Genomic DNA, 22,797 nt, shown 5'->3' on the forward strand with positions numbered 1-22,797 from the left:
GTAATTTTTGATTTATTTTGGGTTTATAAAGGTTAGTTCTTGGTCAATATTATTTTGGCATTATCGTTTCTCGAAACTTGTTCCATAAACAGGCGGTACTCGTCATATTCTTTGTTAGAATATTTTCCTTTGTTTACAAACATGGATCTTTTATAGGTTAGCTTATTATTGTCTTTTTTGATGATTTCTGTTTTGTATTCTCCAAATTTCCCTTTTAGTTCATAATTTGCAGGCAGAAATTCTATAGTGAAACCTTCTGGAAGATTAATCTCAATTTCGTCTGTATCGAGATAACCGCGCTGAATTTGAAAAGGATTTTTGCGGTTTCGCATTCGTTTTACATTTCCTGTATACTGATTAAAAGCATCAACTACAAAAATCATTTTATTGCCCGAAATGGTTCCATAATTTAAAGCGCTTAACTGAACATCTTCAGTAAAACGAATGTTCTCTTTATCGTTGGCAAAAGTAATTTTGCCCAATTTTAAGTTATTGATATTATCCCAGTAGTCTTTGTAGTGCTCTTCTTTTTCGTTTGGCTGCATAAACTCAACACGCGATTTAGCAGCATACTGGCTTCCTTGCGAAGCAATCTTCAATGCGCCCGAAAAATTTCCAGCACCATCTATTGTGTAGACTCCCTTAGCGTCTTGAGTGTTTCCTCTATCTTCATAGATTTTAGTGCGGACAATCTCGCCTCCTTCTGGCTTTACAACCAAGACATCGCGATCGTCAGTAAAAGTTCCCTGATATCCAAACGGATCATCCTGACTTGTGCATTCTAGCCAGATGTAATTGTCTTTATTAGGAATTGCAAGAATCATGTGGTTGCCTTGCATCGAAACAAAATCAGACTGAATATCTTCTTTATAGCGATCTCCATATAAAATAGTATTGTATGACGGAACGTCTACAATTTGCAAAAGTGCTTTTGTATAATTGGACAATGCTTTGCAATCTCCATATCCTAACCGATCGACATCATTAGCCAGCATAGGCTTCCAACCGCCGATACCAACGGCAATATTTACGTATCTAGATTTTTTCTGCACATAATCGTAAATAATTTTGGCTTTTTTTACAGGATCTTTTTCATCTCCCACAAGAGCTTTTATTTTTGCTTTAGTTTCTTCTGGCAAAACCGTAGTCCCTGTCAAAATTTTATCTCCATACCATTTCCCAAATGCTTCCCAAGTAGTAGCATTTCCATCAACACCTTCTAAGTGGAAGTTTTCTAATCCCATCATAACTTTAGGAAAAAGATCAGGAGGAGGAGGACTCAGGTCTTCGTGTTTTTGCGCAACGATATTTGTCGCAACGTAACTTAAACCGGTATCTGTATCGGCTGTTTTTTTTATGTTGAAATTATCAAATCGGAACTCTTTCTTCTTAAAGCCCAATCCTTTTGGGAAAGTAACATTCAAAATGCATTTTTCTACGCTTAAGTTGTAATCGCCAATAAAATACCATTTCGGTATAAAAGCCGTATTTGAAGTTTCAGTTTCGCAAGTAAACGCAATTGTAAATGGATATGAAATTGGCGTGTAATCTAAATAAAGTACTCGATTATCCGAAAAAAGGGTGCTACCGCTCACAGCACTCTGATCTTTAAAATCTTTTCTTTTGATCTTTTTTATTTCATTTCCAAAAGCATCATAAACGATAGCTTCAATATTCTTTATCGAAGTTGTTTTATCATAATGGCTAAAGGCATCAATATCTTTTAAGCCTTTTTCATTTAATACAGAGACAACTCTTTGAGTTTTAATATTCATACTTCTTTGCGAAGCAATGACAATATCCATCTGGTCTAATCGAACAACAGCATTAGCATTTTCTTTAAGACTGTCAGAAATTTTGAGGGTAGAATAATCGTTCTTTTGAGCAAAAGAACCAGCAGTAAATAATATAAAAAATAACGCGCAAAAAAGGTTTTTCATTAGTAGGGATTTTCGTCAAATATATATTATTTTCGGAAATCCTTAACAAATGTTTAATAATATTTTACTCCCTGTTTTTGCTATCCATAATGATTGTAACAGGTCCGTCATTTAAGAGACTGACTTTCATATCTGCGCCAAAAATTCCGGTTTGAACCTTCTTCCCAAACTCTTTTTCTATGGCTTGAACAAAATTCTCATACATCGGAATAGCAAAGTCTGGTTTGGCTGCTTTTATATAAGAAGGGCGATTTCCTTTTTTGGTTGATGCATGAAGTGTAAACTGACTTACAACAATAATATCTCCATCAATATCTTGAACCGAGCAGTTCATGACATCATTTTCGTCTCCAAAGATTCTCATTTTAATGATTTTTCCAGCAAGCCAGTCAATGTCTTCCTGAATATCGGCATCTTCTATTCCGACTAAAACCAATAATCCTTTTTGAATATCGGCCGTTTTTTGACCCTCAACTGTTACGGATGCTTCTGAAACTCTTTGAATAACAACTTTCATTTTTTACTTTTATTTTTAGACACGGATTACACGAATTAGACAGATTTTAGATGCTACCGTTAGATGCACTGCAGTGCATCTCTACAATACAATTGGGTTGGAATTTGGTCCCGAGGCTTCGGGATAAAAATTGGAATTTATTTATTTCCTCGTTTCATCACTCGCAGCGCGATCTTCCCCATACGTATCCGTACGATAATGTTCTTCGTCGCCTTCGAGGATTTTAAGGTAGCTATTGTATCTCGACCAAGCAATTTCGTCTTTTTCTAAAGCTGCTTTTATGGCACAATGCGGTTCCTCTTTATGCAGACAATTATTGAATTTGCATTGATCTTTCAATCTGAAAAACTCGGGAAAGTAATCGGTGATTTCTGTTGGTTCCATGTCTACGATTCCGAAACCTTTGATTCCTGGTGTATCGATGATTCTCGCATCAAAAGACAAATCATACATTTCGGCAAAAGTCGTAGTATGCTGCCCTTGTTTGCTTTGCTCCGAAATTACGGAAGTTTTTAAATGAAGGCTTGGTTCTAAAGCATTTACCAAAGTTGATTTTCCCACGCCGGAATGTCCAGAAAACATACTTACTTTTCCGATCATCATTTCTTTCAGCTTGTCAATTCCTTTATTTTCTGTAGATGAAATTCGGAGACATTTATACCCTATTTCCTGATAAATATGCTGTAAATAAAGCTGATCGTCTAAAGTTTGTTCTGTTAAAGTATCTATTTTATTAAAAACAAGAATCGCTTCAATTCCGTAAGCTTCGGCTGTAACCAGAAAACGGTCGATAAAACTTGTCGTTGTCGGCGGATTATCAATTGTAATCAATAGAAAAACCTGATCAATATTGGAAGCAATAATATGAATCTGTTTAGACAAGTTAACCGATTTACGAACGATATAATTTTTTCTTTCGTGAATATTATGAATGGTTCCCGTTACAGCATCTGAAGTTTCCTCCAATTCATAATCAACAATATCGCCTACAGCAATTGGGTTTGTACTTTTTATACCTTTAATTCTAAATTTCCCTTTCATACGGCATTCCACAAAATCTCCTTTTTCAGATTTTACGGTATACCAGCTTCCTGTAGATTTATAAACGGTTCCTGTCATTCAAATTATAGATTTTAGATTTTAGATTTTAGATTGCGCTTAAAACTAAAAAATATTAAAGCACAAAATTACTGTTTTACAATTGAAACCCATTGATTTCGGCATTTAAAATCAAAAAAAAATCCCCACCACTTCTTAAAAAAGCGATGGAGATTTTTAAAAAACAATCTATTTTTAATGCTGCGCTATAAGAAAATTTAAAAACAAAGTTTAAAAAACTAAAATTATCTTATATCACTTATAGGATTTAAAGAAAATTATGCGTTGAAAATTTTCTCCTGGTGACCAATACTTTCTTGGTGAATTGCTTTGAACATTCTCAAAACAAACTCTTCAGTAAGACCTTTTTTCTCACCTTCCAAAATCATTTTCCCTAAAATTTCGTTCCAACGGTTGTTTTGAAGAATCGCCACGTTTGCATCTTTTTTCACCTGACCAATTTCGTCAGCCACTTTCATACGTTTTCCTAACAATTCTAATAAGTTACCATCCAAAACGTCGATGTTAGCTCTTAGTTTTTTCATTTTTTGGCTGTACTCATCTGTAGTATCATCTGTTTTTCTGATAGTCAAATCTTTAATGATTTGTTTCAAAGCATCAGGAGTAACTTGTTGAGCAGCATCAGACCAAGCGTTGTCCGGATCGATGTGCGTTTCGATAATCATACCATCGTAGTTCAAATCTAACGCCTCTTGAGTCACTTCGAAAATCATTTTACGATCTCCTGTAATATGAGATGGATCGATGATTAATGGTAAATCAGGGAATTTGTTTTGCAATTCGATAGCAATCTGCCATTCTGGAATGTTTCTGTATTTTGTTTTTTCGTAAGTAGAGAAACCTCTGTGGATAACTCCTAACTTCTCGATTCCTGCCATGTGTAAACGCTCAACACCACCTAACCATAAAGCTAAATCTGGGTTTACAGGGTTTTTAACCAAAACGATTTTATCAGTTCCTTTTAAAGTATCAGCAATTTCCTGAACTGCGAAAGGGTTTGCCGTTGTACGTGCACCAACCCATAATACGTCGATATCGTGTTCTAAAGCCAGTTTACAGTGAGCTGCAGTTGCAACTTCAGTTCCCATTAACAAACCAGTTTCAGCTTTTGCTTTTTGCAACCATTTCAAACCAATTTCACCAACACCTTCAAATCCTCCCGGACGCGTTCTTGGTTTCCAGATTCCAGCTCTGAATACGCTTACTTTTGAATCTTTTAATTCGTGAGCAATTTTCAAAACCTGATCTTCCGTTTCTGCACTACAAGGTCCAGCTATCACAAGTGGATGATTTAAATTGAAATCTTCTAACCACTTTCTCATTTCTTTTTTATTTTCCATTTTATTCTAATTTACTTTTTAGTTGTTGTTAATCCGTTTAGTATTTCCTTAATTTTATTTGTGCTTTCCATTTCATGAAAAATGGCATTATAATCTTCTTCTTTCAACAAATCCCTAAACCGACTGAGATTTGAAATATATTCTTCTAATGTTTCCAGAACGTATTCTTTGTTTTGCTTAAAAATCGGTGTCCACATTGCTGGCGAACTTTTTGCTAAACGAACGGTACTTTCAAATCCGCTTCCCGCCATATCAAAAATATCCTGCTCGTCCTTTTCCTTGTTCATTACTGTTTTTCCTAGCATAAACGAACTAATGTGCGATAAATGCGAAACGTAAGCAATGTGTTTATCGTGAGAAGTCGGATCCATATATCGAATCCTCATCCCGATTGAAGTAAAAAGATTCAATGCTTTTTCCTGTAATTTAAAAGCAGTCTTTTCGACCTCGCATATAATGTTTGTTTTTCCCTGAAACAAACCTCTTATTGCAGCCGATGGTCCAGAAAATTCTGTTCCTGCAATTGGGTGCGTGGCAATAAAATTTCTTCTTTTTGGATGGTTGGCTACTGCTTCGCAAATCGGTTTTTTAGTAGATCCTACTTCAAAAACAATTGTTTTATCTCCTACCGCATCCAAAACTTTAGGCAAAACCGTCAACGCTACATCGACTGGAACCGAAACGATTACAAAATCGGCCTTTTGTAAATCTTCAAAGCTTCCCGCTTCGTCAATAACTCCGAGATCAATTGCTTCCTGCAAATGCTTTTCGCTATTGTCGATTCCCAAAATAGTCGCATCAGGATAACGTCCTTTGATGTCTAATACCATCGAACCCCCTATTAATCCTATTCCTATTACGTATACTTTCATAATTTTTTTCTGTTTTGTCATTGCGAGGAACGAAGCAATCACACTAACAATTGACTCAGCAACTGAGATTGCTTCGTCCCTCGCAATGACTTCTAAAATCGGTCAATAGCTTCCTGTACTTTTTCTTCTTTTACACACAATGAGAATCTGATATAACCTTCACCGTTGCTTCCGAAGATTGTTCCCGGAGTGATGAAGATATGTTTCTCATATAATATTTCGTCAATGAACTTCTCTGCTGATTCGATTCCTTCTGGAAGTTTTGCCCAGACAAAAAGCCCAACTCCTTCTTTATACACTTTACAATTAAGCTTTTCAGCTAATTTCTCCGTTAATTCTCTACGGCGTCTGTAAATTTTGTTTTGGTCTTCGAACCAGGATTTATCACATTTTAAAGCGGCGATTGCACCTTTCTGAATTCCGTAATACATACCGCTGTCCATGTTGCTTTTTACTTTTAGAACCGCATCGATAATTTCAGGATTTCCTAAAACCATTCCGACTCTCCAGCCTGCCATATTGAATGTTTTACTTAATGAATTCAATTCTAAAGCCACCTCTTTTGCTCCTTCAACCTGCAATAAACTCATCGGATTATCATTCAAAACAAAACTATATGGATTGTCGTTGATTAATAATATGTTGTGTTTTTTAGCAAAAGCCACCAATTTTTCAAATAACGCTAAACTTCCTCTCGCTCCTGTCGGCATATGCGGATAGCCAAGCCACATAATTTTTACTTTCGAAAGGTCTAATTTTTCAAGAGCTTCAAAATCTGGTTCCCACCCATTTTCTTCTTTCAAATCATAATAAATCGGAACTGCCTGAACCAAATTGGTTACCGAAGTATAAGTTGGATAACCTGGATTCGGAATCAAAACGTGATCGCCTTCATTTAAAAATGCTAACGAAATGTGCATAATTCCTTCTTTTGAACCCATAAGAGGCAAAATCTCATTATTTGGATTCACTTCAACACCAAATTGATCACGATAAAAATCGGCCATCGCCTGTCTCATTTCTGGCAATCCCTGATAGCTTTGATAGCCATGCCCATTTTCGTCTTGAATTGCTGCAGCGACTGCTTCAATTACTGCTTTAGACGGACTCAAATCAGGGCTTCCAATTCCCATATTGATGATCGGTTTTCCTTCAGACATCAACTGACGAACTTCTCTTAGTTTTGATGAGAAGTAGTATTCTTCAACTGTGTCTAATCGTTTTGCTGTTGTAATCATTTTTTTTATTTTTTGCTTTAGGCTATAAGCTTTACGCTTTTTTAATCTTTCTAACTTTGTGGGCTTCGACTCCGCTCAGCCTGACAATTGGAATTTGGTCCCGAGTTTTCGGGAGAAGGGCTTTCCAATTGGAGTGGGGCTTCGACTCCGCTCAGCCTGACAATTGGATTTTCCCTTTTTAAGGCTTCGTATTTTTATATTCTCCCAACACTTTAAAATATTCTGCCATAATGTTTAACAACACTTTCGCTTTTGCAAAATCTTCGTACTTCTCGAATGTTACATCTACGAAGAATGAATATTTCCAAGGCGTTTCAATTTTTGGAAGCGACTGGATTTTTGTCAAATTCAGTTTGCAGTCGCTCATTACATTCAAAACCGCCGCTAAGCTTCCTCTTTTATGATCTAATTCAAATTTCACAGAGGCTCTGTTGATTTCGCTTTCTGGCAGAAATGAATTCTGTTTTTTAATAATCACAAAACGCGTCATATTATTTTTAATCGTTTGAATCGATGATGCAATAATATCAAGATCATACATTTCAGCTGCCGTTTCACTCGCAATTGCTGCAATTCCAGTCAATTGTTTTTCTTGAATTCTTCTTGCTGTTTCGGCCGTATCTTTATCCTCAACCAATTTGATGTTTGGATATTGTTTCAAGAAATCCATGCATTGCAAAAGTGCCATCGGGTGCGAGTGAACTTCTCTGATATCTTCAATTTTCTGACCTTTTAAAGCCATTAAATTCTGCTGAATATTTAAATAATGTTCTCCAATTATGTGTAGATTATTCTTGTCAATCAATGCATAATTCGGAATAATCGGCCCTGCAATCGAGTTCTCAATCGCCATAACAGCCTGATCAGATTTTCCGGCAATAAGGCTGTCGATCAATTCTTCAAAAGATAAACATTCATCAATATCCACATTTTCAGAGAAATACTCCTTTACGACCTGATGATGAAATGATCCTTTAATACCTTGTATTGCAATTTTCGTTGTCATATAGTCAAAAAAAAATCCTGATTTGCATCAGGATTGTATATTAGTTTTATTTGTCTTAAAATTTTTCTCAAATAACCATAGCACAATCCTGACTTCTACTAAAGAAGAAATAAAAATTGTTGCTAAAATAAAAACGGTTACTTGCCATTTTGTTTGTGTTTTGTTTTAAATTCTTTGCGAATGTATAAATTATTTTTAGTGCACCAAAAAAAAGATTGCATTTTATGAAACAAAAAAGGATTTCTTAACAAATTTAGCAGGTTTTGTAAGATAATATAAAAAAATCAGCTTAAAATGAGATATATACAATGGCAATTTTTAGATTTTAAGGTTCTAAGCTGCTAAGATTTTAAGGTTTTTTCGCCACGAATTCACAAATTAGCGTTAATCATTGTAGTTAATAATTCAAATTTAATTCACAAACCTAATCTTTTAGACCAATTTTTCGGAGAACGAGAAGAATGAAAAATCCCGAGAACAATTATTTCCTCTTTTTCGAATCTATAATGAATTCCATAAGGAAATCTTGAAATAAATAGAATTTTTACATTTTTATATTTCTTTTGGAAAGCATTTGGATTTCGTGAGATTGCATCTATTCCTGCTTCTAAACAAAGTTCAAAATCATATGAAAGACCAATTCGTTGTTCTTCATACCATAAAACAATATCTTCAATATCAAATAATGCTTCTTTTACAAAACGAAGTTTATACACTTTATCTTAAAGATTTTAAATGAGCTTTAACTTCTTCCCAAGAATATAGTTCAGTTTTTCCTTCTTCTAAATTTTGTATGCGAATATCTAATTCTTTTTTTACTTCATCAGAAATTTCTAAATCATTTTTAGAAACACTGTCCCATAACTGCTCTGCCAAAACAATTTTTTCAGCATTGCTATATTTAGATAAATTTTTGATTTGCATTTTTTTATTATTAAGTTGAATACAAATTTAAGCAAATTTAGCCAGTAATTATTTAATTCAGAACAAACCAGAAACCGGTCTATTCGTAATCCCAATTTTAGCATAATCGAAATTCATTTTTTCTTTTAGCAAAGAGGCGTAGACGCTTCTAAAATCAATTTCATATTTTAAATCGCCGTTATCTAAGTCTGCTAGATTTGGATTTTTACCTAAAATGTTTCCTTTATTATTCCCTCCGATTATAAACATTGGGGCTGCGGTTCCGTGATCGGTTCCGTTGCCGTTGTCTTTTACTCTTCGTCCAAATTCTGAGAAAACTACGATTGTGACATTCTGCAATAATTGCGATTGTTTTAAATCGGAATAAAAACTATAAAGTGCGTCGTTTAAATCGGTTAGTTTTCGCTCGTGAATTGAAAGCTGATTGTCGTGCGTATCAAATCCGTTTAAGGATGTGTAATAGACTTTTGAATTTAGGTTTCCTTTTATTAATCTCGCAATCCATTCTAAATTTTTAGACAATTCAGTTTTAGGATAACTGATTTCTGTTTTGGATTTTGCCAAAGCTTTCTGGATTTCATCTGAACCTTCAGTAACTGAATTGGCAATTTTTCGAACAAAATCTAAATGCGGATTTTTAGACAAAGTCACATCTTCTTCCTTAGATTTTACTTTAAATCGATCTGGGTCTTTTACGGTTATAAAATTTGGTTCAACGCCTTTTAAAGCTAGATTATCGATCGAATCTAAATTTATTCCTGCTGTTGCCTGATGTCCGTTGCATTGCAAATCGAGAAATCTTCCGATCCAGCCTTCATTTACATATTTATTAGAATCGGTTGCCGTCTGCCAAATTTCTTGACTTCTAAAATGCGAACGGATGGGTTCTGGATAACCGACATTCTGAATTACAGTTAAATCTCCGTTTTGCTGCATTTGAGCAAAATCTTTTAACGAAGGATGAAATGCCATTCCTTTATTTTTTCCGACAACCAAATCTTTATTTAAAGCAATCTTCGTTCGCAAATCATAATATAAAGGATCATCATAGGGAATAAAAGTATTCAGCCCGTCGTTTCCACCATTCAGCTGTACAAAAACAATGCATTGCTCTCCCACGACCAAATTGTTTTGAGAACCAAAAGCGTGCAAAAAATCAGGAAGCACCAGTAATCCGCCTGTAAAAGTTCCTGTCAGTGTTAGAAAATTTCTTCTGTTCATGATTACTGTTTTTAAATTAATTGATACTCTGGAAGTTTTGTGATGTAATTAAAAAGTCTGGCTACAGCAAAATCGGCATGCGGATCTTTGGGATCAAAATCGTACTTCAAAAGGTTTTCCATATCTTTTTGAGCAGAATCACTGACGTTAAACAACAATCGATCTGACAATTCTGAAATAATGGTTTTATTATTTCCATCTGAATCAAAAGCTACTTTTACGGCAACTTTTTCGTATTCCGATTTTTCTTTTTCAACTCCATCCATCATCGTTTTCAAAACCTTTCGATTCAGGCTTTTTCCACTGCATAATAAATCGGCTGTATTGTTTCTCTGGAGATAAATCTGCGATGTCAGCCAAGAATTCCCTCCATCCCAGCCCTTTACATTCACCTGATTGTACAAATCCATTCCCTGCTGTCTTAGAAAAAGTGCTATCATAGCATTGTCAAAATCTTTGATTTCCAATTCATCAATTAGCTGAATAAGGTAAACCAACGGATCTTTGATTTTGTTTCCAGCATTTTCTTTAGCATATTCTTCTGTGAAAATTTTGGTCAGCAGAGGTTCAATTTCGAAGTTTTTCTTTCGAAAGTAATCTCCATAGCGAACCACCAAATCTTCAGGCGGATTATCATACACAAACCATTTCAGAATTTTACGGGTAATGAGGTACGGGATGTTTTTCTGTTCAAAAATAATATCTACCAAATCATCTGCTTTCCAGTTTCCGGTTTTCCCGAAGTACGTTTTATCGGTATTGTCTTCGGCAAATTTCCTGTAAACTGCGCCATCATCGCCATAATTTAATCCGGCCAAAGCCCTAGCACCGTTCTTAATATCGCTTTCAGAATAATTTCCGATCCCGATTGTAAATAATTCCAGTAATTCTCGACTTAGATTTTCGTTGAATTTGCCTTTTTTATTATCGACATTATCCAAGTATTTAATCATTGCATTCGATTTTAGAATTTGCTTGGTCAAATCCTTAAAATTGCCAAAAGCATTTTCGCGCAAAATCATATTGTGCTGATAAATCCAGTAATTGACTTTTACTTTTTGCGTAGTCGATACGAAGTGATTGTGCCAAAAACAGACCATGTTTTCTCGCAGCGGAAATTCATCTGTCCGCATTTTATCAATCCACCATTTCCTGAATTCAATAGCCGAATACACTTCTCTTTTGAGAACTTTTTTCTTGGCTTCTGAATCAGCATTTTTTATGGATTCTTTTAGCTCTTTAAGTTCGATTAAAGTTTTAGGATCGTCTTCTAAAAAAGCGGGGAGTTGTTTATCAACCTTTGAAGCATAAGATTTTTTAAGAAATTTTTCAATTCCTAATTTCTCGATTTCATCGGCTTCTTTTCCTGAGAAACCTAATCGTAAGGACCAAAGACTGCTTTTTTTCATAATTACAGGAATTATTTATGAATAAGACTTTTGTTTCTTCTAAAGGTTTAATTTAAAAGATGCTAAGTCGCTAAGATTCTGAGGCGCTAAGTTTTAAAAGTCTTTGGTAATATTTAGAACGAGGATTTTTTGGGGATAGTGTCGTTTTTAAAATTATGATTTTATTTAATCCATTCTGTCTATTCGAGAATTTTACAATTTACACCGAGTCTATTTGCTTCAACTAAAAATTCTTGAGCAATAATTTCGTCTTCAATTTCAAAAACAATACTATGATTATCTAAAAGCATATCTACATTTTTTTTCGAATCCATCAATGACATTCCTAACTTTTCATTCTGCAATTTACTAAGAGATATTTTTTGAAGTCCTTCTCTCCAACTTTCTAAAATTACTTTTGTCATATCTTTAATTAAATATTAAAAATCAATCTACAAACTCCTTTTTTGATTAACATATAAAATGTATTTACAATCTCTTAATTCCTGGTCTTTTTGTTTATAAAGACCTAATTTCAATACATGGAATTACAATAAAATCATGATCTAATTCATAATATTCTTTTTTGTACTCAATAATATTTAAATCCATTCCAAATATCAATATTTTACTTTTTTCCAGCAATGACCAGATCTTTCAATATCATCAATTAAAAAAGCTATTTTTTTATTATTGACTTTGACAAACTTCATTTGTTGCCTATTATTATCATAAAGCAATAAAGTATCTCCAGACATTTTCCATTTACCGTATTCATCAATAGAGCTCCTTAATACATTTTTTCTAGCCATCTTTCTAGAATTATACTTTTGATCTGAAAGTCTATAGCTATAATCATCTCGCAAATACAAGACACTTACTCCATAAAAATACCCAACTGTAGGATAAGAATCATAGGCAATCCTATAAACAACATCTCTCTTCTGAGCAAAGACAGAATTAACTAAAAAGAGAACTAAGATTAGAGTTTTATTCATAATAACTTATCACATATTGAATAACAAATAAACAAAAAAAAGCAGCTATCATGACAATAACTGCTTTCTATATAAATATTTTAAAAATCTAAAATCTTAGATCTACAATCTAAAATTATTAAGACCCACACATTTCACAATCTTCAGGATCTGCGGCTTGTGCTTTTAAAAGCATTGCTTTGTAATCCTCAACACTGATTGATTCGGTTTCCTGAACTAATGACGGAGCTGTTTGTTCTTTTTTATCGTTGTTTAATGTGAATTTAATTGCATCTACAGCCGCTTTTGTTCTTAAGTAGTACATTCCTGTTTTTAAACCAGACTGCCAAGCGTAGAAGTGCATTGACGTTAGTTTAGAATAGTTGGCATCTTGCATGAACAAGTTTAGCGATTGAGACTGGTCAATAAAATATCCTCTTTGGCGAGACATATCGATAATATCTTTCATCGACATTTCCCAAACCGTTTTGTAAAGGTCTTTTAACTCTTGCGGAATCTTATCGATGTTTTGAACAGAACCGTTATGACGCATAATTTCCTGTTTCAAATCTTCGTTCCATAAACCAAGTTTTACTAAGTCTTCTAGCAAGTGTTTGTTTACCACGATAAACTCTCCCGACAATACGCGACGTGTGTAGATGTTTGAAGTATATGGCTCAAAAGCTTCGTTGTTTCCTAAGATTTGAGAAGTAGAAGCTGTTGGCATTGGCGCAACTAATAATGAGTTACGAACTCCATGCTCTACCACTTCTTTTCTTAATGAAGCCCAATCCCAACGGCCAGACAATTCTTCATCTTTTAATCCCCACATATTGTATTGGAATTCTCCTTGTGACATTGGAGAACCTTCAAAAGTTGAATATGGTCCTTCTTCTTTTGCCATTTCCATAGAAGCGGTTACAGCAGCGAAGTATAATGTTTCAAAAATTTCTTGGTTCAATTTTTTAGCTTCATCGCTTGTAAACGGCATACGTAACATGATGAAAGCATCTGCCAAACCTTGCACACCTAAACCAACTGGACGGTGACGCATATTTGAATTTTCAGCTTCTTGTACTGGATAGTAATTTCTGTCAATTACTTTGTTCAAGTTACGAGTTACACGTTTGGTAACATTGTAAAGCGCTTGGTGATCAAATTGCCCGTTATCAATAAACATTGGCAACGAAATAGAAGCCAAGTTACAAACTGCAATTTCATCTTTAGAAGTAAACTCCATAATCTCTGTACACAAGTTAGAAGAACGGATAGTTCCTAAATTCTTATGATTCGATTTACGGTTTGCCGCATCTTTGTACAGCATATATGGCGTTCCAGTCTCTATTTGAGATTCCAGGATTTTCTCCCATAATTCACGAGCACGGATTGTTTTTCTACCTTTTCCTTGAAATTCATAATCAGTGTACAATGCTTCGAATTCTTCTCCATAAACATCATACAAACCAGGACATTCGTTTGGACACATTAAAGTCCATGATGCATCTTCCTGCACACGTTTCATGAATAAATCTGAAGTCCACATTGCGAAGAACAAATCTCTTGCACGCATTTCTTCTTTTCCTGTATTTTTCTTTAAATCTAAGAAATCGAAGATGTCAGCGTGCCAAGTTTCGATGTAGATCGCAAAACTTCCTTTACGTTTTCCACCGCCTTGATCTACATAACGAGCCGTATCGTTGAAAACTCTCAACATCGGAACAATTCCGTTTGAAGTTCCGTTTGTGCCGCGAATATAAGATCCTGTTGCACGAACGTTATGAATAGAAAGTCCGATTCCTCCAGCTGATTGAGAAATTTTTGCTGTTTGTTTTAATGTATCATAAATACCATCGATGCTGTCTTCCTGCATTGCCAAAAGGAAACAAGACGACATTTGCGGCTTTGGAGTTCCTGCATTGAACAATGTTGGCGTTGCGTGCGTAAAGAACTTTTTAGACATTAAATCGTAAGTTTCAATAACCGATTTCAAATCGTCTAAGTGAATACCCACAGAAACACGCATTAACATATGCTGCGGACGCTCAACAATTTTTCCGTTGATTTTAAGAAGATAAGAACGCTCTAAAGTTTTAAAACCAAAATAGTCGTAATTAAAATCTCTAGTATAAATGATGTGAGAATCTAAAAAGGCAGCATTTTCCTGAATCACTTTGTAAACATCGTCAGCAATTAATGGCGCATCTTGACCATTTCTTGGGTTTACGTAGTGATACATATCTTTCATCGTTTCTGAGAAAGATTTTTTGGTATTTGAATGCAGGTTAGAAATTGCTACACGAGCCGCCAATTGAGCATAATCAGGATGCGCAATAGTCATAGAAGCAGCAGTTTCTGCCGCAAGATTATCCAATTCAGAAGTCGAAACTCCATCATACAATCCTTCGATAACTCTCATAGCTACCTTAACTGGATCTACAAGCTCGTTTAAGCCGTAACACAATTTTTTGATTCTTTCTGTAATCTTATCAAACATTACGGGCTCTCTGTGGCCATCTCTTTTTACTACATACATAAGCTTACCTTTTATGGTTATTGAAAAAATGAAAGTAACTAGAGAACGGACTCCAGCACTTAAACATTGCGTGTTTTAAAATTAATTTTAGAGAATTACCAAATTCTCAATAGTTACTCGTTTCAAATTCGAAAACCGAATTTAAATGCGTCAAAAATTGCTATTGAACCTGCGACTTGGGGAAAGAGGCTCAACCTTAAAAATAATCTGTAATCTTTTTTTTAGCGTCTCTTGGAGATAGACCCTAAAAGTATTTTTGTTGTCTAAAAATCTGCATCAAATGAAATTTTCTGGGCATCGCTGTCATTGTTCATCACACCTGACTTTTGATACTCTGCAACACGTTTTTCAAAGAAATTAGTTTTTCCTTGAAGAGAAATCATGTCCATGAAATCGAATGGGTTTGCTGATCCGTAAACACGCTCGCAACCTAATTCTACCAATAATCTATCGGCAACGAACTCTAAGTACTGTGTCATTAGAGTAGCGTTCATACCAATTAAACTTACCGGAAGCGATTCTGTTACAAACTGTCTTTCGATATCTAAGGCATCGACAATAATTTCTTTGATTCTTTCTTTTGGCACTTTGTTTACCAAATGGTGATTATGCAAGTGAACCGCAAAATCACAATGTACGCCTTCATCACGAGAAATTAATTCATTAGAGAAAGTTAAACCAGGCATTAAACCACGTTTTTTCAACCAATAAATTGAACAGAAGGCACCAGAGAAGAAAATCCCTTCAACTGCAGCAAAAGCAATTAGCCTTTCAGCAAATGAATCTGACTCGATCCATTTTAAAGCCCATTCTCCTTTTTTTGCAATAGCAGGAAAAACTTCTAACGCATTAAACAATTCTGTTTTTTCAGCTTCATCTTTAACGTAAGTGTCAATTAATAAAGAATACGTTTCGCTGTGAATGTTTTCCATCATAATCTGGAAACCATAGAAAAACTTCGCTTCGGCATATTGAACTTCGTTTACAAAGTTCTCAGCCAGATTTTCATTTACGATTCCGTCAGAAGCAGCAAAAAATGCTAAAATATGTTTAATGAAATATCTTTCGTCGTCATTAAGTTTGTTATTCCAATCTGTCAAGTCTTGGTGCAAATCGATTTCTTCGGCAGTCCAGAAACTAGCCTCCATTTTTTTATACCATTCCCAAATATCATGATGTTTGATAGGAAAAATAACGAAACGATTTTTATTTTCTTGTAAGATTGGTTCTACTTGAGACATGACAATTTTTATTTAATTTTTATACCGAATTTTTGCTAATTCAATAGACTACAAAGATTGTCATTTAAGCCCAAAAATAAAAGCCAAACTTATTCACAATCTGACGTAGTTTTTAACAACGATCGTTTTTTGAGAAATTTTTCATACAATAATTAATTTACTGTAAATGAAACATTTAAAACTCATAATTACTCCCAAAAGCCCTGTAAAATATAGACTTTTAAATATAAAAAGCAAGAAATTTTAAATTCTTTTAGAAAGTTTTTTTCGAGACAAAACTTTATTTTTTTGAGTCGAAAAAGAACACAAAAAAAGCCTATAAAAATAGGCTTGTTATTTATGAATTTTTAAGTTCTTCTGCTACCTTTTCGAGCTCCAAATACCAATCTTCGCCAAAACGTCTTATCAACGCTTCTTTTACAAATTTGTATACCGGAACTTCTAGCTCTTTCCCTAACGAACAGGCATCATCGCAAATGTCCCATTTATCGTAATTGACAGCAGCAAATTCTGTAAAGTCTTTTACTCGAATTGGATACAAATGGCACGAAACCGGTTTTTTCCAATCGACAATTCCTTCATTGTAAGCCTGCTCAATTCCGCAAAGCGCTGTTTTTCCGTCAAAAATTACGTAAGCACAATCTTTATTGTCAATAAGCGGCGTTTCGAGATCGCCATCGGTTCCTTTTACCCAGGTTCCTTGCGCTTCGATTGCAGCAATTCCTTCTTTTCTTAAAAAAGGTTTTACTTTCGGATAAATTTCTTCTAAGATTTTAGTTTCGGCTTCGTTTAAAGGCGCGCCGGCATCTCCGTCAACACAGCAAGCTCCCTTGCAGGCAGACAAATTACAAACAAATTCTTTTTCGAGAATATCCTCTGATACTATGGTTTTTCCTAATTGAAACATTTTGCAAAGGTAGTTAAAGATTCAGGAAATAAAAACAGCCCTTAATATATGTTCTTAGTCTAAATAACCTGACTTGCAAACGCCTATCACATGAACTTATAATCTGATTTATTGAAAGTAAAAGCGCTCTTTTCTAAACTGACACATTTCATTGTTGTCACTTTGCTGCTTTTTAGATCCTTCATGGTCATATCCATCAGCAAAGTGCGTTCTTCTGGTTTAAAGTAATTCATGAGTTCGTCTGGCATTTTCCAGCCTTTTTGGTTTTTAAACATATCCCCAAAACTCACTTTTGCTTCGCTTGTATAATAGCAAATAATGTCATGCTGCTCATTTGTCATTTGAATTCCTTTGCAATTGTATCCCAAAAAGGTTTTATTCGGCAATGTCTTAATGGTGTATTTTGACTTTTGTCCTTCTGTTTTTGCGATTCCTTGGTAATCTGGCATTTTTGAAGCTGAAGCCATTTTATTTTTGCCATCGCCAAAGCCTGTCACCGTTATATTGTTTTTAGAATCCATAATCATCATCATGTTTTGTCCTTTTCCCTGATCGATGTTCATTGCAAAATAAGGCGCATTGGGCTCCAGAAAATAATTTGCATTCATCGTCTTACCGTCATCCGTTTTAATCTCCATAATATATTTCCAACTAAAAGAATAAGAATCTGGAACTGCCGAAGGATCAACCTTGTTTTTTCCATAACTTAAAACGGCATTTTCCATACTTACATTTTGATCAGCAGTTCCGCTACTATTTTGGCCTTTTTGTTGCGCTGCTTTTTTAATTTGCTGCCAGATTTGGGCTTGTGAACTATTGAAAGAAAACAACAGACACAAGAAAACGATAACAAACATCTTCCTTTTCATAATCATTCCTTTTTAGACTACAACAAATTTAATAATTGATTTTCAGTAAGTTATATTTTTTAACGTTTGATTTCACGAACTTCGTAAAATGAAGAATACAAATAAATTAAGTTTAAAAATAAACGGTGCTTTTTCTCTTAAATCAATAATCTTAATGCTTTAATGTTACAAATATCACATTTCATGCATACAATACGTGTTTTTATAACAAAAATGCATTGTAACGAAAAAACACCTAACTTTATTAACTACTTTTGCAGCAGTTTTTTAACCCCTAAAACCAAAAACGATATGCTAGAAATCGATTTTAAAGAAATCATTACCGTTAGTATGGTGCTTTTTGCCGTAATTGATATTGTTGGTTCGATTCCAATTATTGTGAATTTAAGAGCCAAAGTGGGCCACATCGAATCTGAAAAAGCTTCTATTGTTGCAGGTGCCATTATGATTGTTTTTCTTTTTGTTGGAGAAGGTTTATTGAATCTTATCGGTATTGATGTTCATTCGTTTGCCGTTGCAGGATCATTTGTTTTGTTCTTCTTGGCTTTAGAAATGATTTTAGGCATCAGAATTTATCGCGATGAAGAACCCGGATCTGCTTCTATTGTACCGCTGGCTTTCCCTTTAATCGCTGGAGCAGGAACTATGACCACTTTATTATCGCTTCGATCTCAGTTTCACACTATCAATATCATCATTGCTATAATACTTAATATCGTACTGGTTTACATCGTTTTAAAGTCTTCTAAGAAAATAGAAAACCTACTGGGAGAAAACGGTCTCGGAGTGGTTCGCAAGACATTTGGAGTAATACTTTTAGCAATTGCTGTTAAATTATTCGCTGCTAATGTTAAAGGTTTGTTTGTCTAAAATTTATTTTTATAAATTTACCCCGTAAAATTTCTAAAATACAACTTTAAGGCAATTTCCCCATAAAGTTCTACTTTATTATTTTAGACAAAAACAAAGACAACCTTATGAAAATTTTCACTTCAATCTTAGTGCTTTTGGCATTAGCTTTAATCGTTTTTAATATTACGCTATTAGACTTTAAAAACCCTTTTCAAGGAGATAGTATGGTAGCTTTTATTGGAATCGCCGCTTCATTTTGCGCTGTTTTGATTCTTTTGATTTTTAGAATTTCAAAGAGAATTGAAGAAAAAATGAATGACAACAGATAATATGTTTGATGTTTTAATTATCGGCGGAGGAGTATCGGGCATATCTTGTGCTCTAGTTTTAGGATCCGCAAAAAACAAAACTTTTGTTACTGACAAAAAAATCGGAATTTTTACTCATCAGAAAAATTCTTCTTTACAAGAGGCCATATTTTATAACGCTTACGGAATTACGCCAGGAAAATTAGGTTCTGAACTTTTAACTGAAAGCACACAGGATTTAGCGGCGACTTACCCGCACATTACTCAGATTCCAAATGAAAAAGTAATGAAAATCGAGGGCGATTATCCTAATTTTACTGTAATAACCAATAAGAATTCATACCAAACAAAAAATATCGTAGTCGGAATTGGTTCTGCCAATACTTTTGACATTGAAGGTTTAATGCAATTTGTTGAACCGCACAAAAAAGCGCTTCCAGAAAAACAGCGCATTCAGCTGAAAAACGAAGATCATAAAGTCGCTGATGGCATATATGCAATCGGAACTTTAGCAGGCTGGAGAAGCCAATTGGCAATTGCTGCCGGAAGCGGCGCTGCTGTAGCAACAGACATTCTTACTTTATGGAATAACGGCGTGCAGACTCACGCTCACGATAGCATTTGATAAAAAACCTTATAAAATCATTAAACCATATAAGTGATATAAGTACATATATGCTTTACGCATAGATTTAATGAACTTATATCACTTATATGGTTTATTTTTTAAATGTTTGGTTCTTTACTTAACCGAAACAATTTCTGTGACTTTGATATGGTTTTCGTCCTCTGTTTTCCATTTTTCCCCTTTTACCGATACTACATCACCAATTTTTAATTGTTTGTAGTTTTGGGGCCCTCCTACGTTTACAATACTAATTGTTGCAAAGTATACTTCTTTGGCATCTGTTGTAATTTTGGCTGTGTAACCATCTTTACCTCCTTCTATACTGTCAACTTTACCTGAAACTACTGCGTTAGCATCATTTTTCATCGTTGTGCAAGAAATTACAAAAGTCATTAGGAGTACTAAAAAACTTATTCTTTTTAGATTCTTCATATAATTTAGTTTAAACCGCAAAGTAAGCCAGATTTTTATTCTGATTGCCGTACTAGGTTTTAAGTTAGTATTATTTTTATTGCATCAAACTTTATGCTAACTGAACACAGCTTCCTGCTATAACTTTTAGATTCTTGCCCGACTTTTTCCAGACTCTTATATATTTGAAAACCCCGTTGATCGGATGATTGTCGTAAGCCCCTTTTAAGGCAACTGTAACCGTAACCACAGCAGAATCATCAATTACATTAACAATTTGATCTGACGCTTCCAGCGAATCTATTTTAATTTTTCCCGAACGGTACGTTTCTAGATCAAAATCTTTTGTTATAGTTTGTCCGTCAGGCATATTAAACAATAAATCATCATGAAGGATTGTTTCCAAAGCCATAACATCCGATTTTTTAATTGCAGTTAGAAGTTCAATTTCTGCATCAACAACGGTTTCTATTTTCATGATATAAAGATTGAAGTTATTTCTTCGGATTGAGAATACTTTTAATCATGGCGTCATCCTTCAAGATCACATCATAATAATACAATTCTCCATACAGCTGTCGGGCAAATTCAGCCGTAATATGGCGGTTTACAAGCGCTTTTGTTTTGTCTAATTTCAAATCTAAACCTGTCATCAGAATGTAATTCTTAAATTTTTTGAAATACACATCTGAATTTTTCATTTTAGCCAAGAAATCGGCAAAATTAGAACCTGCAAAAGCATTTCTGTCTTTGTCCAATTCTTCAAAGACAAAATGGCCAACAATTCCTGTCTGCAGCAGATAAGCAACATTTTCATTCCCGTGCTCTGCTTCCATCGGAACAAAAACATCTGGAACAATTCCACCGCCGCCATACACGATTTTTCCTTTCGGAGTTTTGAATTTTAAAGAATCGGCCACTTTTATGCTGTCTTTCGCATAAAGCTCTCCAGTAGCAATTCTAGATTCAGATTCTTTAAAATACTCTTCGTTTCCTTTTTTATACGGTTTTTGGATCGATCTTCCTGTAGGCGTATAATAGCGCGCTACGGTCAATCTCACGGCAGATCCGTCGTTAAAATCCATCTCTCTTTGAACCAGACCTTTTCCAAAAGAACGGCGCCCAACAATCGTCCCGCGATCATTATCCTGAATGGCTCCAGCTAAAATTTCGCTCGCAGAAGCACTATTTTCATTAATTAAAACATATACTTTTCCAGTTTCAAAACTTCCAGCTTTTGTAGCGTATGTTTTTTCGGTAGAACCGTTTTTGCTTTTAGTGAAAACGATTAACTGCTTGTCTTTTAAAAACTCATCGGCAATGGCGATCGCCTCTTCCATATATCCGCCGCCATTATCACGAAGATCAATTACAAGCGACTGAATTCCTTTTTGTTTTAATCTTGTTAAACCTGTTTTGAATTCATTAAATGTAGTTTCCGCAAAACGATTTATTTTGATGTAACCCACTTTATTTCCAATTAACAAAGAAGCATCAACGCTTTTGATTGGAATGATGTCTCGTTTTACTTTAAATTTTAGTTTTTTCTGTTCTGATTTTCTAAAGACAGTCAGTTCGATTTCTGAACCTTGAAGTCCTTTCAGTTTAGAAAACAAACTGTCTGAAGGCAGTTTTCTTCCGTACAGCTTCGTTTTTCCAGCAAATAAAATGCGGTCTCCAGATTTTAATCCAGCTTTTGCCGAAGGTCCATTTTCAACTGGTTTTATAATCGCCACTGAATCTTTATACATATAAAAATTGATTCCGATTCCTACGAAATCACCTTTCATGCTTTCGGCCACCTCAGCTTGTTCGCTTGGCGGAATATAAACCGAATGCGGATCTAATTTGGAAAGTATATTATCGACCGTAAGATTTACAATCGAATCGGTATTGACGCTGTCAACATATTCTGTATTGATAAAATCAATCAGTTTATTGAGTTTGGTTTTCGAGTAATTTTTGGCCAAAAGCTGGTCACTTGCGGGAGCATTCATGAGGCTTCCGGCAATTATTCCAAGGGCAAAAGTTGCGCCTATTACAATTGGCAAATATTTTGAATTAAATTTCATTACTCTTCCAAAACAGGAATATGTTGTACTTCTACGCCTGCTTTTATTAAAAATTGAATTCCCGAATCATCACGATACCCATCTTTATACACCACTCTTTTTATTCCAGACTGATGTATTAATTTGCTGCATTCTTTGCAAGGCGAAAGCGTGATATACAACGTTGCTCCTTCGCACGATTGTGTTGATCGGGCTACTTTTAGGATAGCGTTTGCTTCGGCGTGCAAAACATCCCAGCGCGTTAACCCGTCTTCATCTTCGCAGCAGTTTTCAAATCCCGAAGGCGTTCCGTTGTAGCCATCAGAAATGATCATTCTGTCTTTTACAATAATGGCACCAACTTGTTTTCGTTTACAATAAGAAAGCAGGCTCCACTCTTTTGCAATTCGCAGATATGCTTTATCGTATTTATTCAGTTTTTTTACTTCCATTTA

At 34.8% G+C, this 22,797-nt stretch carries 24 protein-coding genes; 3 read left to right on the forward strand and 21 right to left on the reverse strand.

What is annotated here, in order from left to right:
- Positions 1-32: 32 nt before the first annotated feature.
- The 17 genes from N4T20_RS02755 to N4T20_RS02835 all read right to left on the reverse strand — a co-directional run bounded on the left by N4T20_RS02755 (position 33) and on the right by N4T20_RS02835 (position 18,092).
- On the reverse strand, positions 33-1,940 hold the full coding sequence (locus tag N4T20_RS02755) for a DUF3857 domain-containing protein (protein ID WP_260671600.1): 1,908 nt from the start codon (positions 1,938-1,940) through the stop codon (positions 33-35).
- Positions 1,941-2,004: 64 nt separating this feature from the next.
- Positions 2,005-2,457, reverse strand: a complete 453-nt coding sequence (dtd, locus tag N4T20_RS02760; protein ID WP_260671601.1) for a D-aminoacyl-tRNA deacylase — start codon at positions 2,455-2,457, stop codon at positions 2,005-2,007.
- 141 nt (positions 2,458-2,598) lie between these two features.
- Complete coding sequence (gene rsgA / locus N4T20_RS02765) at positions 2,599-3,576, reverse strand: ribosome small subunit-dependent GTPase A (RefSeq protein WP_260671602.1); 978 nt, start codon at positions 3,574-3,576, stop codon at positions 2,599-2,601.
- Positions 3,577-3,833: 257 nt separating this feature from the next.
- Entirely contained in the window at positions 3,834-4,916 is a 1,083-nt protein-coding gene (locus N4T20_RS02770; RefSeq protein WP_260671603.1) for a bifunctional 3-deoxy-7-phosphoheptulonate synthase/chorismate mutase type II, read from the reverse strand.
- An 11-nt stretch (positions 4,917-4,927) separates the two neighbouring features.
- A complete protein-coding gene (locus N4T20_RS02775; protein ID WP_260671604.1) occupies positions 4,928-5,788 on the reverse strand; it encodes a prephenate dehydrogenase in 861 nt (286 codons plus the stop codon).
- Positions 5,789-5,880: 92 nt separating this feature from the next.
- Entirely contained in the window at positions 5,881-7,026 is a 1,146-nt protein-coding gene (locus N4T20_RS02780; RefSeq protein ID WP_260671605.1) for a pyridoxal phosphate-dependent aminotransferase, read from the reverse strand.
- 178 nt (positions 7,027-7,204) lie between these two features.
- Complete coding sequence (locus N4T20_RS02785; protein WP_260671606.1) at positions 7,205-8,032, reverse strand: prephenate dehydratase; 828 nt, start codon at positions 8,030-8,032, stop codon at positions 7,205-7,207.
- 416 nt (positions 8,033-8,448) lie between these two features.
- Positions 8,449-8,748 carry a type II toxin-antitoxin system RelE/ParE family toxin gene (locus N4T20_RS02790; RefSeq protein ID WP_260671607.1) on the reverse strand — a complete coding sequence of 100 codons (300 nt, stop codon included), beginning with the start codon at positions 8,746-8,748 and terminating at the stop codon, positions 8,449-8,451.
- Position 8,749: 1 nt separating this feature from the next.
- Positions 8,750-8,956 carry an addiction module protein gene (locus tag N4T20_RS02795; protein ID WP_260671608.1) on the reverse strand — a complete coding sequence of 69 codons (207 nt, stop codon included), beginning with the start codon at positions 8,954-8,956 and terminating at the stop codon, positions 8,750-8,752.
- 57 nt (positions 8,957-9,013) lie between these two features.
- Positions 9,014-10,177 (reverse strand): DUF1501 domain-containing protein, encoded by a 1,164-nt coding sequence (locus N4T20_RS02800; protein ID WP_260671609.1) that lies wholly within the window; start codon positions 10,175-10,177, stop codon positions 9,014-9,016.
- An 11-nt stretch (positions 10,178-10,188) separates the two neighbouring features.
- Positions 10,189-11,586 (reverse strand): DUF1800 domain-containing protein, encoded by a 1,398-nt coding sequence (locus N4T20_RS02805; protein ID WP_260671610.1) that lies wholly within the window; start codon positions 11,584-11,586, stop codon positions 10,189-10,191.
- Positions 11,587-11,765: 179 nt separating this feature from the next.
- The gene (locus N4T20_RS02810) at positions 11,766-11,990 is read right to left on the reverse strand and encodes a hypothetical protein (protein WP_260671611.1); all 225 of its coding nucleotides are present in this window, start codon (positions 11,988-11,990) and stop codon (positions 11,766-11,768) included.
- Between the two features lie 195 nt (positions 11,991-12,185).
- On the reverse strand, positions 12,186-12,563 hold the full coding sequence (locus tag N4T20_RS02815; protein ID WP_260671612.1) for a hypothetical protein: 378 nt from the start codon (positions 12,561-12,563) through the stop codon (positions 12,186-12,188).
- 118 nt (positions 12,564-12,681) lie between these two features.
- Positions 12,682-15,075, reverse strand: coding sequence for a ribonucleoside-diphosphate reductase subunit alpha (locus tag N4T20_RS02820; protein ID WP_260671613.1), 2,394 nt, complete (start codon positions 15,073-15,075; stop codon positions 12,682-12,684).
- A 263-nt stretch (positions 15,076-15,338) separates the two neighbouring features.
- On the reverse strand, positions 15,339-16,316 hold the full coding sequence (locus N4T20_RS02825) for a ribonucleotide-diphosphate reductase subunit beta (RefSeq protein ID WP_198855471.1): 978 nt from the start codon (positions 16,314-16,316) through the stop codon (positions 15,339-15,341).
- Positions 16,317-16,653: 337 nt separating this feature from the next.
- On the reverse strand, positions 16,654-17,223 hold the full coding sequence (locus N4T20_RS02830) for a DUF3109 family protein (RefSeq protein WP_260671614.1): 570 nt from the start codon (positions 17,221-17,223) through the stop codon (positions 16,654-16,656).
- Positions 17,224-17,309: 86 nt separating this feature from the next.
- Entirely contained in the window at positions 17,310-18,092 is a 783-nt protein-coding gene (locus N4T20_RS02835) for a hypothetical protein (RefSeq protein ID WP_260671615.1), read from the reverse strand.
- A gap of 291 nt (positions 18,093-18,383) precedes the next feature.
- On the opposite strand from N4T20_RS02835, the gene N4T20_RS02840 reads away from it, so the two are divergent.
- From N4T20_RS02840 to N4T20_RS02850, 3 genes are all read left to right on the forward strand, one after another.
- Positions 18,384-18,962: a MarC family protein gene (locus N4T20_RS02840; protein WP_260671616.1), complete on the forward strand. Its 579-nt coding sequence runs from the start codon at positions 18,384-18,386 to the stop codon at positions 18,960-18,962.
- A 107-nt stretch (positions 18,963-19,069) separates the two neighbouring features.
- Positions 19,070-19,273: a hypothetical protein gene (locus N4T20_RS02845; protein WP_008465053.1), complete on the forward strand. Its 204-nt coding sequence runs from the start codon at positions 19,070-19,072 to the stop codon at positions 19,271-19,273.
- A 1-nt stretch (position 19,274) separates the two neighbouring features.
- A complete protein-coding gene (locus tag N4T20_RS02850; protein ID WP_260673089.1) occupies positions 19,275-19,877 on the forward strand; it encodes an FAD-dependent oxidoreductase in 603 nt (200 codons plus the stop codon).
- Between the two features lie 117 nt (positions 19,878-19,994).
- Here the strand turns inward: N4T20_RS02850 and N4T20_RS02855 are convergent, their stop codons facing one another.
- The 4 genes from N4T20_RS02855 to N4T20_RS02870 all read right to left on the reverse strand — a co-directional run bounded on the left by N4T20_RS02855 (position 19,995) and on the right by N4T20_RS02870 (position 22,794).
- Positions 19,995-20,312 (reverse strand): hypothetical protein, encoded by a 318-nt coding sequence (locus tag N4T20_RS02855; protein ID WP_260671617.1) that lies wholly within the window; start codon positions 20,310-20,312, stop codon positions 19,995-19,997.
- Positions 20,313-20,403: 91 nt separating this feature from the next.
- Complete coding sequence (locus N4T20_RS02860) at positions 20,404-20,769, reverse strand: nuclear transport factor 2 family protein (protein ID WP_260671618.1); 366 nt, start codon at positions 20,767-20,769, stop codon at positions 20,404-20,406.
- 16 nt (positions 20,770-20,785) lie between these two features.
- Positions 20,786-22,363, reverse strand: a complete 1,578-nt coding sequence (locus tag N4T20_RS02865; RefSeq protein WP_260671619.1) for a S41 family peptidase — start codon at positions 22,361-22,363, stop codon at positions 20,786-20,788.
- A complete protein-coding gene (locus N4T20_RS02870) occupies positions 22,363-22,794 on the reverse strand; it encodes a deoxycytidylate deaminase (RefSeq protein ID WP_260671620.1) in 432 nt (143 codons plus the stop codon). Before N4T20_RS02870 ends, N4T20_RS02865 begins: the two co-directional genes overlap by 1 nt.
- Positions 22,795-22,797 lie beyond the last annotated feature (3 nt).

Source organism: Flavobacterium sp. TR2 (genome assembly GCF_025252405.1).
Classification (GTDB): Bacteria; Bacteroidota; Bacteroidia; order Flavobacteriales; family Flavobacteriaceae; genus Flavobacterium.

Coding starts and splice junctions, on each gene's coding strand:
- N4T20_RS02870 (WP_260671620.1), bottom strand. CDS start 22,794: ATGGAAGTAAAAAAACTGAATAAATACGATAAAGCATATCTGCGAATT.
- N4T20_RS02820 (WP_260671613.1), bottom strand. CDS start 15,075: ATGTATGTAGTAAAAAGAGATGGCCACAGAGAGCCCGTAATGTTTGAT.
- N4T20_RS02780 (WP_260671605.1), bottom strand. CDS start 7,026: ATGATTACAACAGCAAAACGATTAGACACAGTTGAAGAATACTACTTC.
- N4T20_RS02815 (WP_260671612.1), bottom strand. CDS start 12,563: ATGAATAAAACTCTAATCTTAGTTCTCTTTTTAGTTAATTCTGTCTTT.
- N4T20_RS02860 (WP_260671618.1), bottom strand. CDS start 20,769: ATGAAAATAGAAACCGTTGTTGATGCAGAAATTGAACTTCTAACTGCA.
- N4T20_RS02855 (WP_260671617.1), bottom strand. CDS start 20,312: ATGAAGAATCTAAAAAGAATAAGTTTTTTAGTACTCCTAATGACTTTT.
- N4T20_RS02770 (WP_260671603.1), bottom strand. CDS start 4,916: ATGGAAAATAAAAAAGAAATGAGAAAGTGGTTAGAAGATTTCAATTTA.
- N4T20_RS02840 (WP_260671616.1), top strand. CDS start 18,384: ATGCTAGAAATCGATTTTAAAGAAATCATTACCGTTAGTATGGTGCTT.
- N4T20_RS02825 (WP_198855471.1), bottom strand. CDS start 16,316: ATGTCTCAAGTAGAACCAATCTTACAAGAAAATAAAAATCGTTTCGTT.
- N4T20_RS02865 (WP_260671619.1), bottom strand. CDS start 22,363: ATGAAATTTAATTCAAAATATTTGCCAATTGTAATAGGCGCAACTTTT.
- N4T20_RS02775 (WP_260671604.1), bottom strand. CDS start 5,788: ATGAAAGTATACGTAATAGGAATAGGATTAATAGGGGGTTCGATGGTA.
- N4T20_RS02850 (WP_260673089.1), top strand. CDS start 19,275: ATGTTTGATGTTTTAATTATCGGCGGAGGAGTATCGGGCATATCTTGT.
- rsgA (WP_260671602.1), bottom strand. CDS start 3,576: ATGACAGGAACCGTTTATAAATCTACAGGAAGCTGGTATACCGTAAAA.
- N4T20_RS02755 (WP_260671600.1), bottom strand. CDS start 1,940: ATGAAAAACCTTTTTTGCGCGTTATTTTTTATATTATTTACTGCTGGT.
- N4T20_RS02835 (WP_260671615.1), bottom strand. CDS start 18,092: ATGAAAAGGAAGATGTTTGTTATCGTTTTCTTGTGTCTGTTGTTTTCT.
- dtd (WP_260671601.1), bottom strand. CDS start 2,457: ATGAAAGTTGTTATTCAAAGAGTTTCAGAAGCATCCGTAACAGTTGAG.
- N4T20_RS02845 (WP_008465053.1), top strand. CDS start 19,070: ATGAAAATTTTCACTTCAATCTTAGTGCTTTTGGCATTAGCTTTAATC.
- N4T20_RS02800 (WP_260671609.1), bottom strand. CDS start 10,177: ATGAACAGAAGAAATTTTCTAACACTGACAGGAACTTTTACAGGCGGA.
- N4T20_RS02785 (WP_260671606.1), bottom strand. CDS start 8,032: ATGACAACGAAAATTGCAATACAAGGTATTAAAGGATCATTTCATCAT.
- N4T20_RS02810 (WP_260671611.1), bottom strand. CDS start 11,990: ATGACAAAAGTAATTTTAGAAAGTTGGAGAGAAGGACTTCAAAAAATA.
- N4T20_RS02805 (WP_260671610.1), bottom strand. CDS start 11,586: ATGAAAAAAAGCAGTCTTTGGTCCTTACGATTAGGTTTCTCAGGAAAA.
- N4T20_RS02830 (WP_260671614.1), bottom strand. CDS start 17,223: ATGTTTCAATTAGGAAAAACCATAGTATCAGAGGATATTCTCGAAAAA.
- N4T20_RS02795 (WP_260671608.1), bottom strand. CDS start 8,956: ATGCAAATCAAAAATTTATCTAAATATAGCAATGCTGAAAAAATTGTT.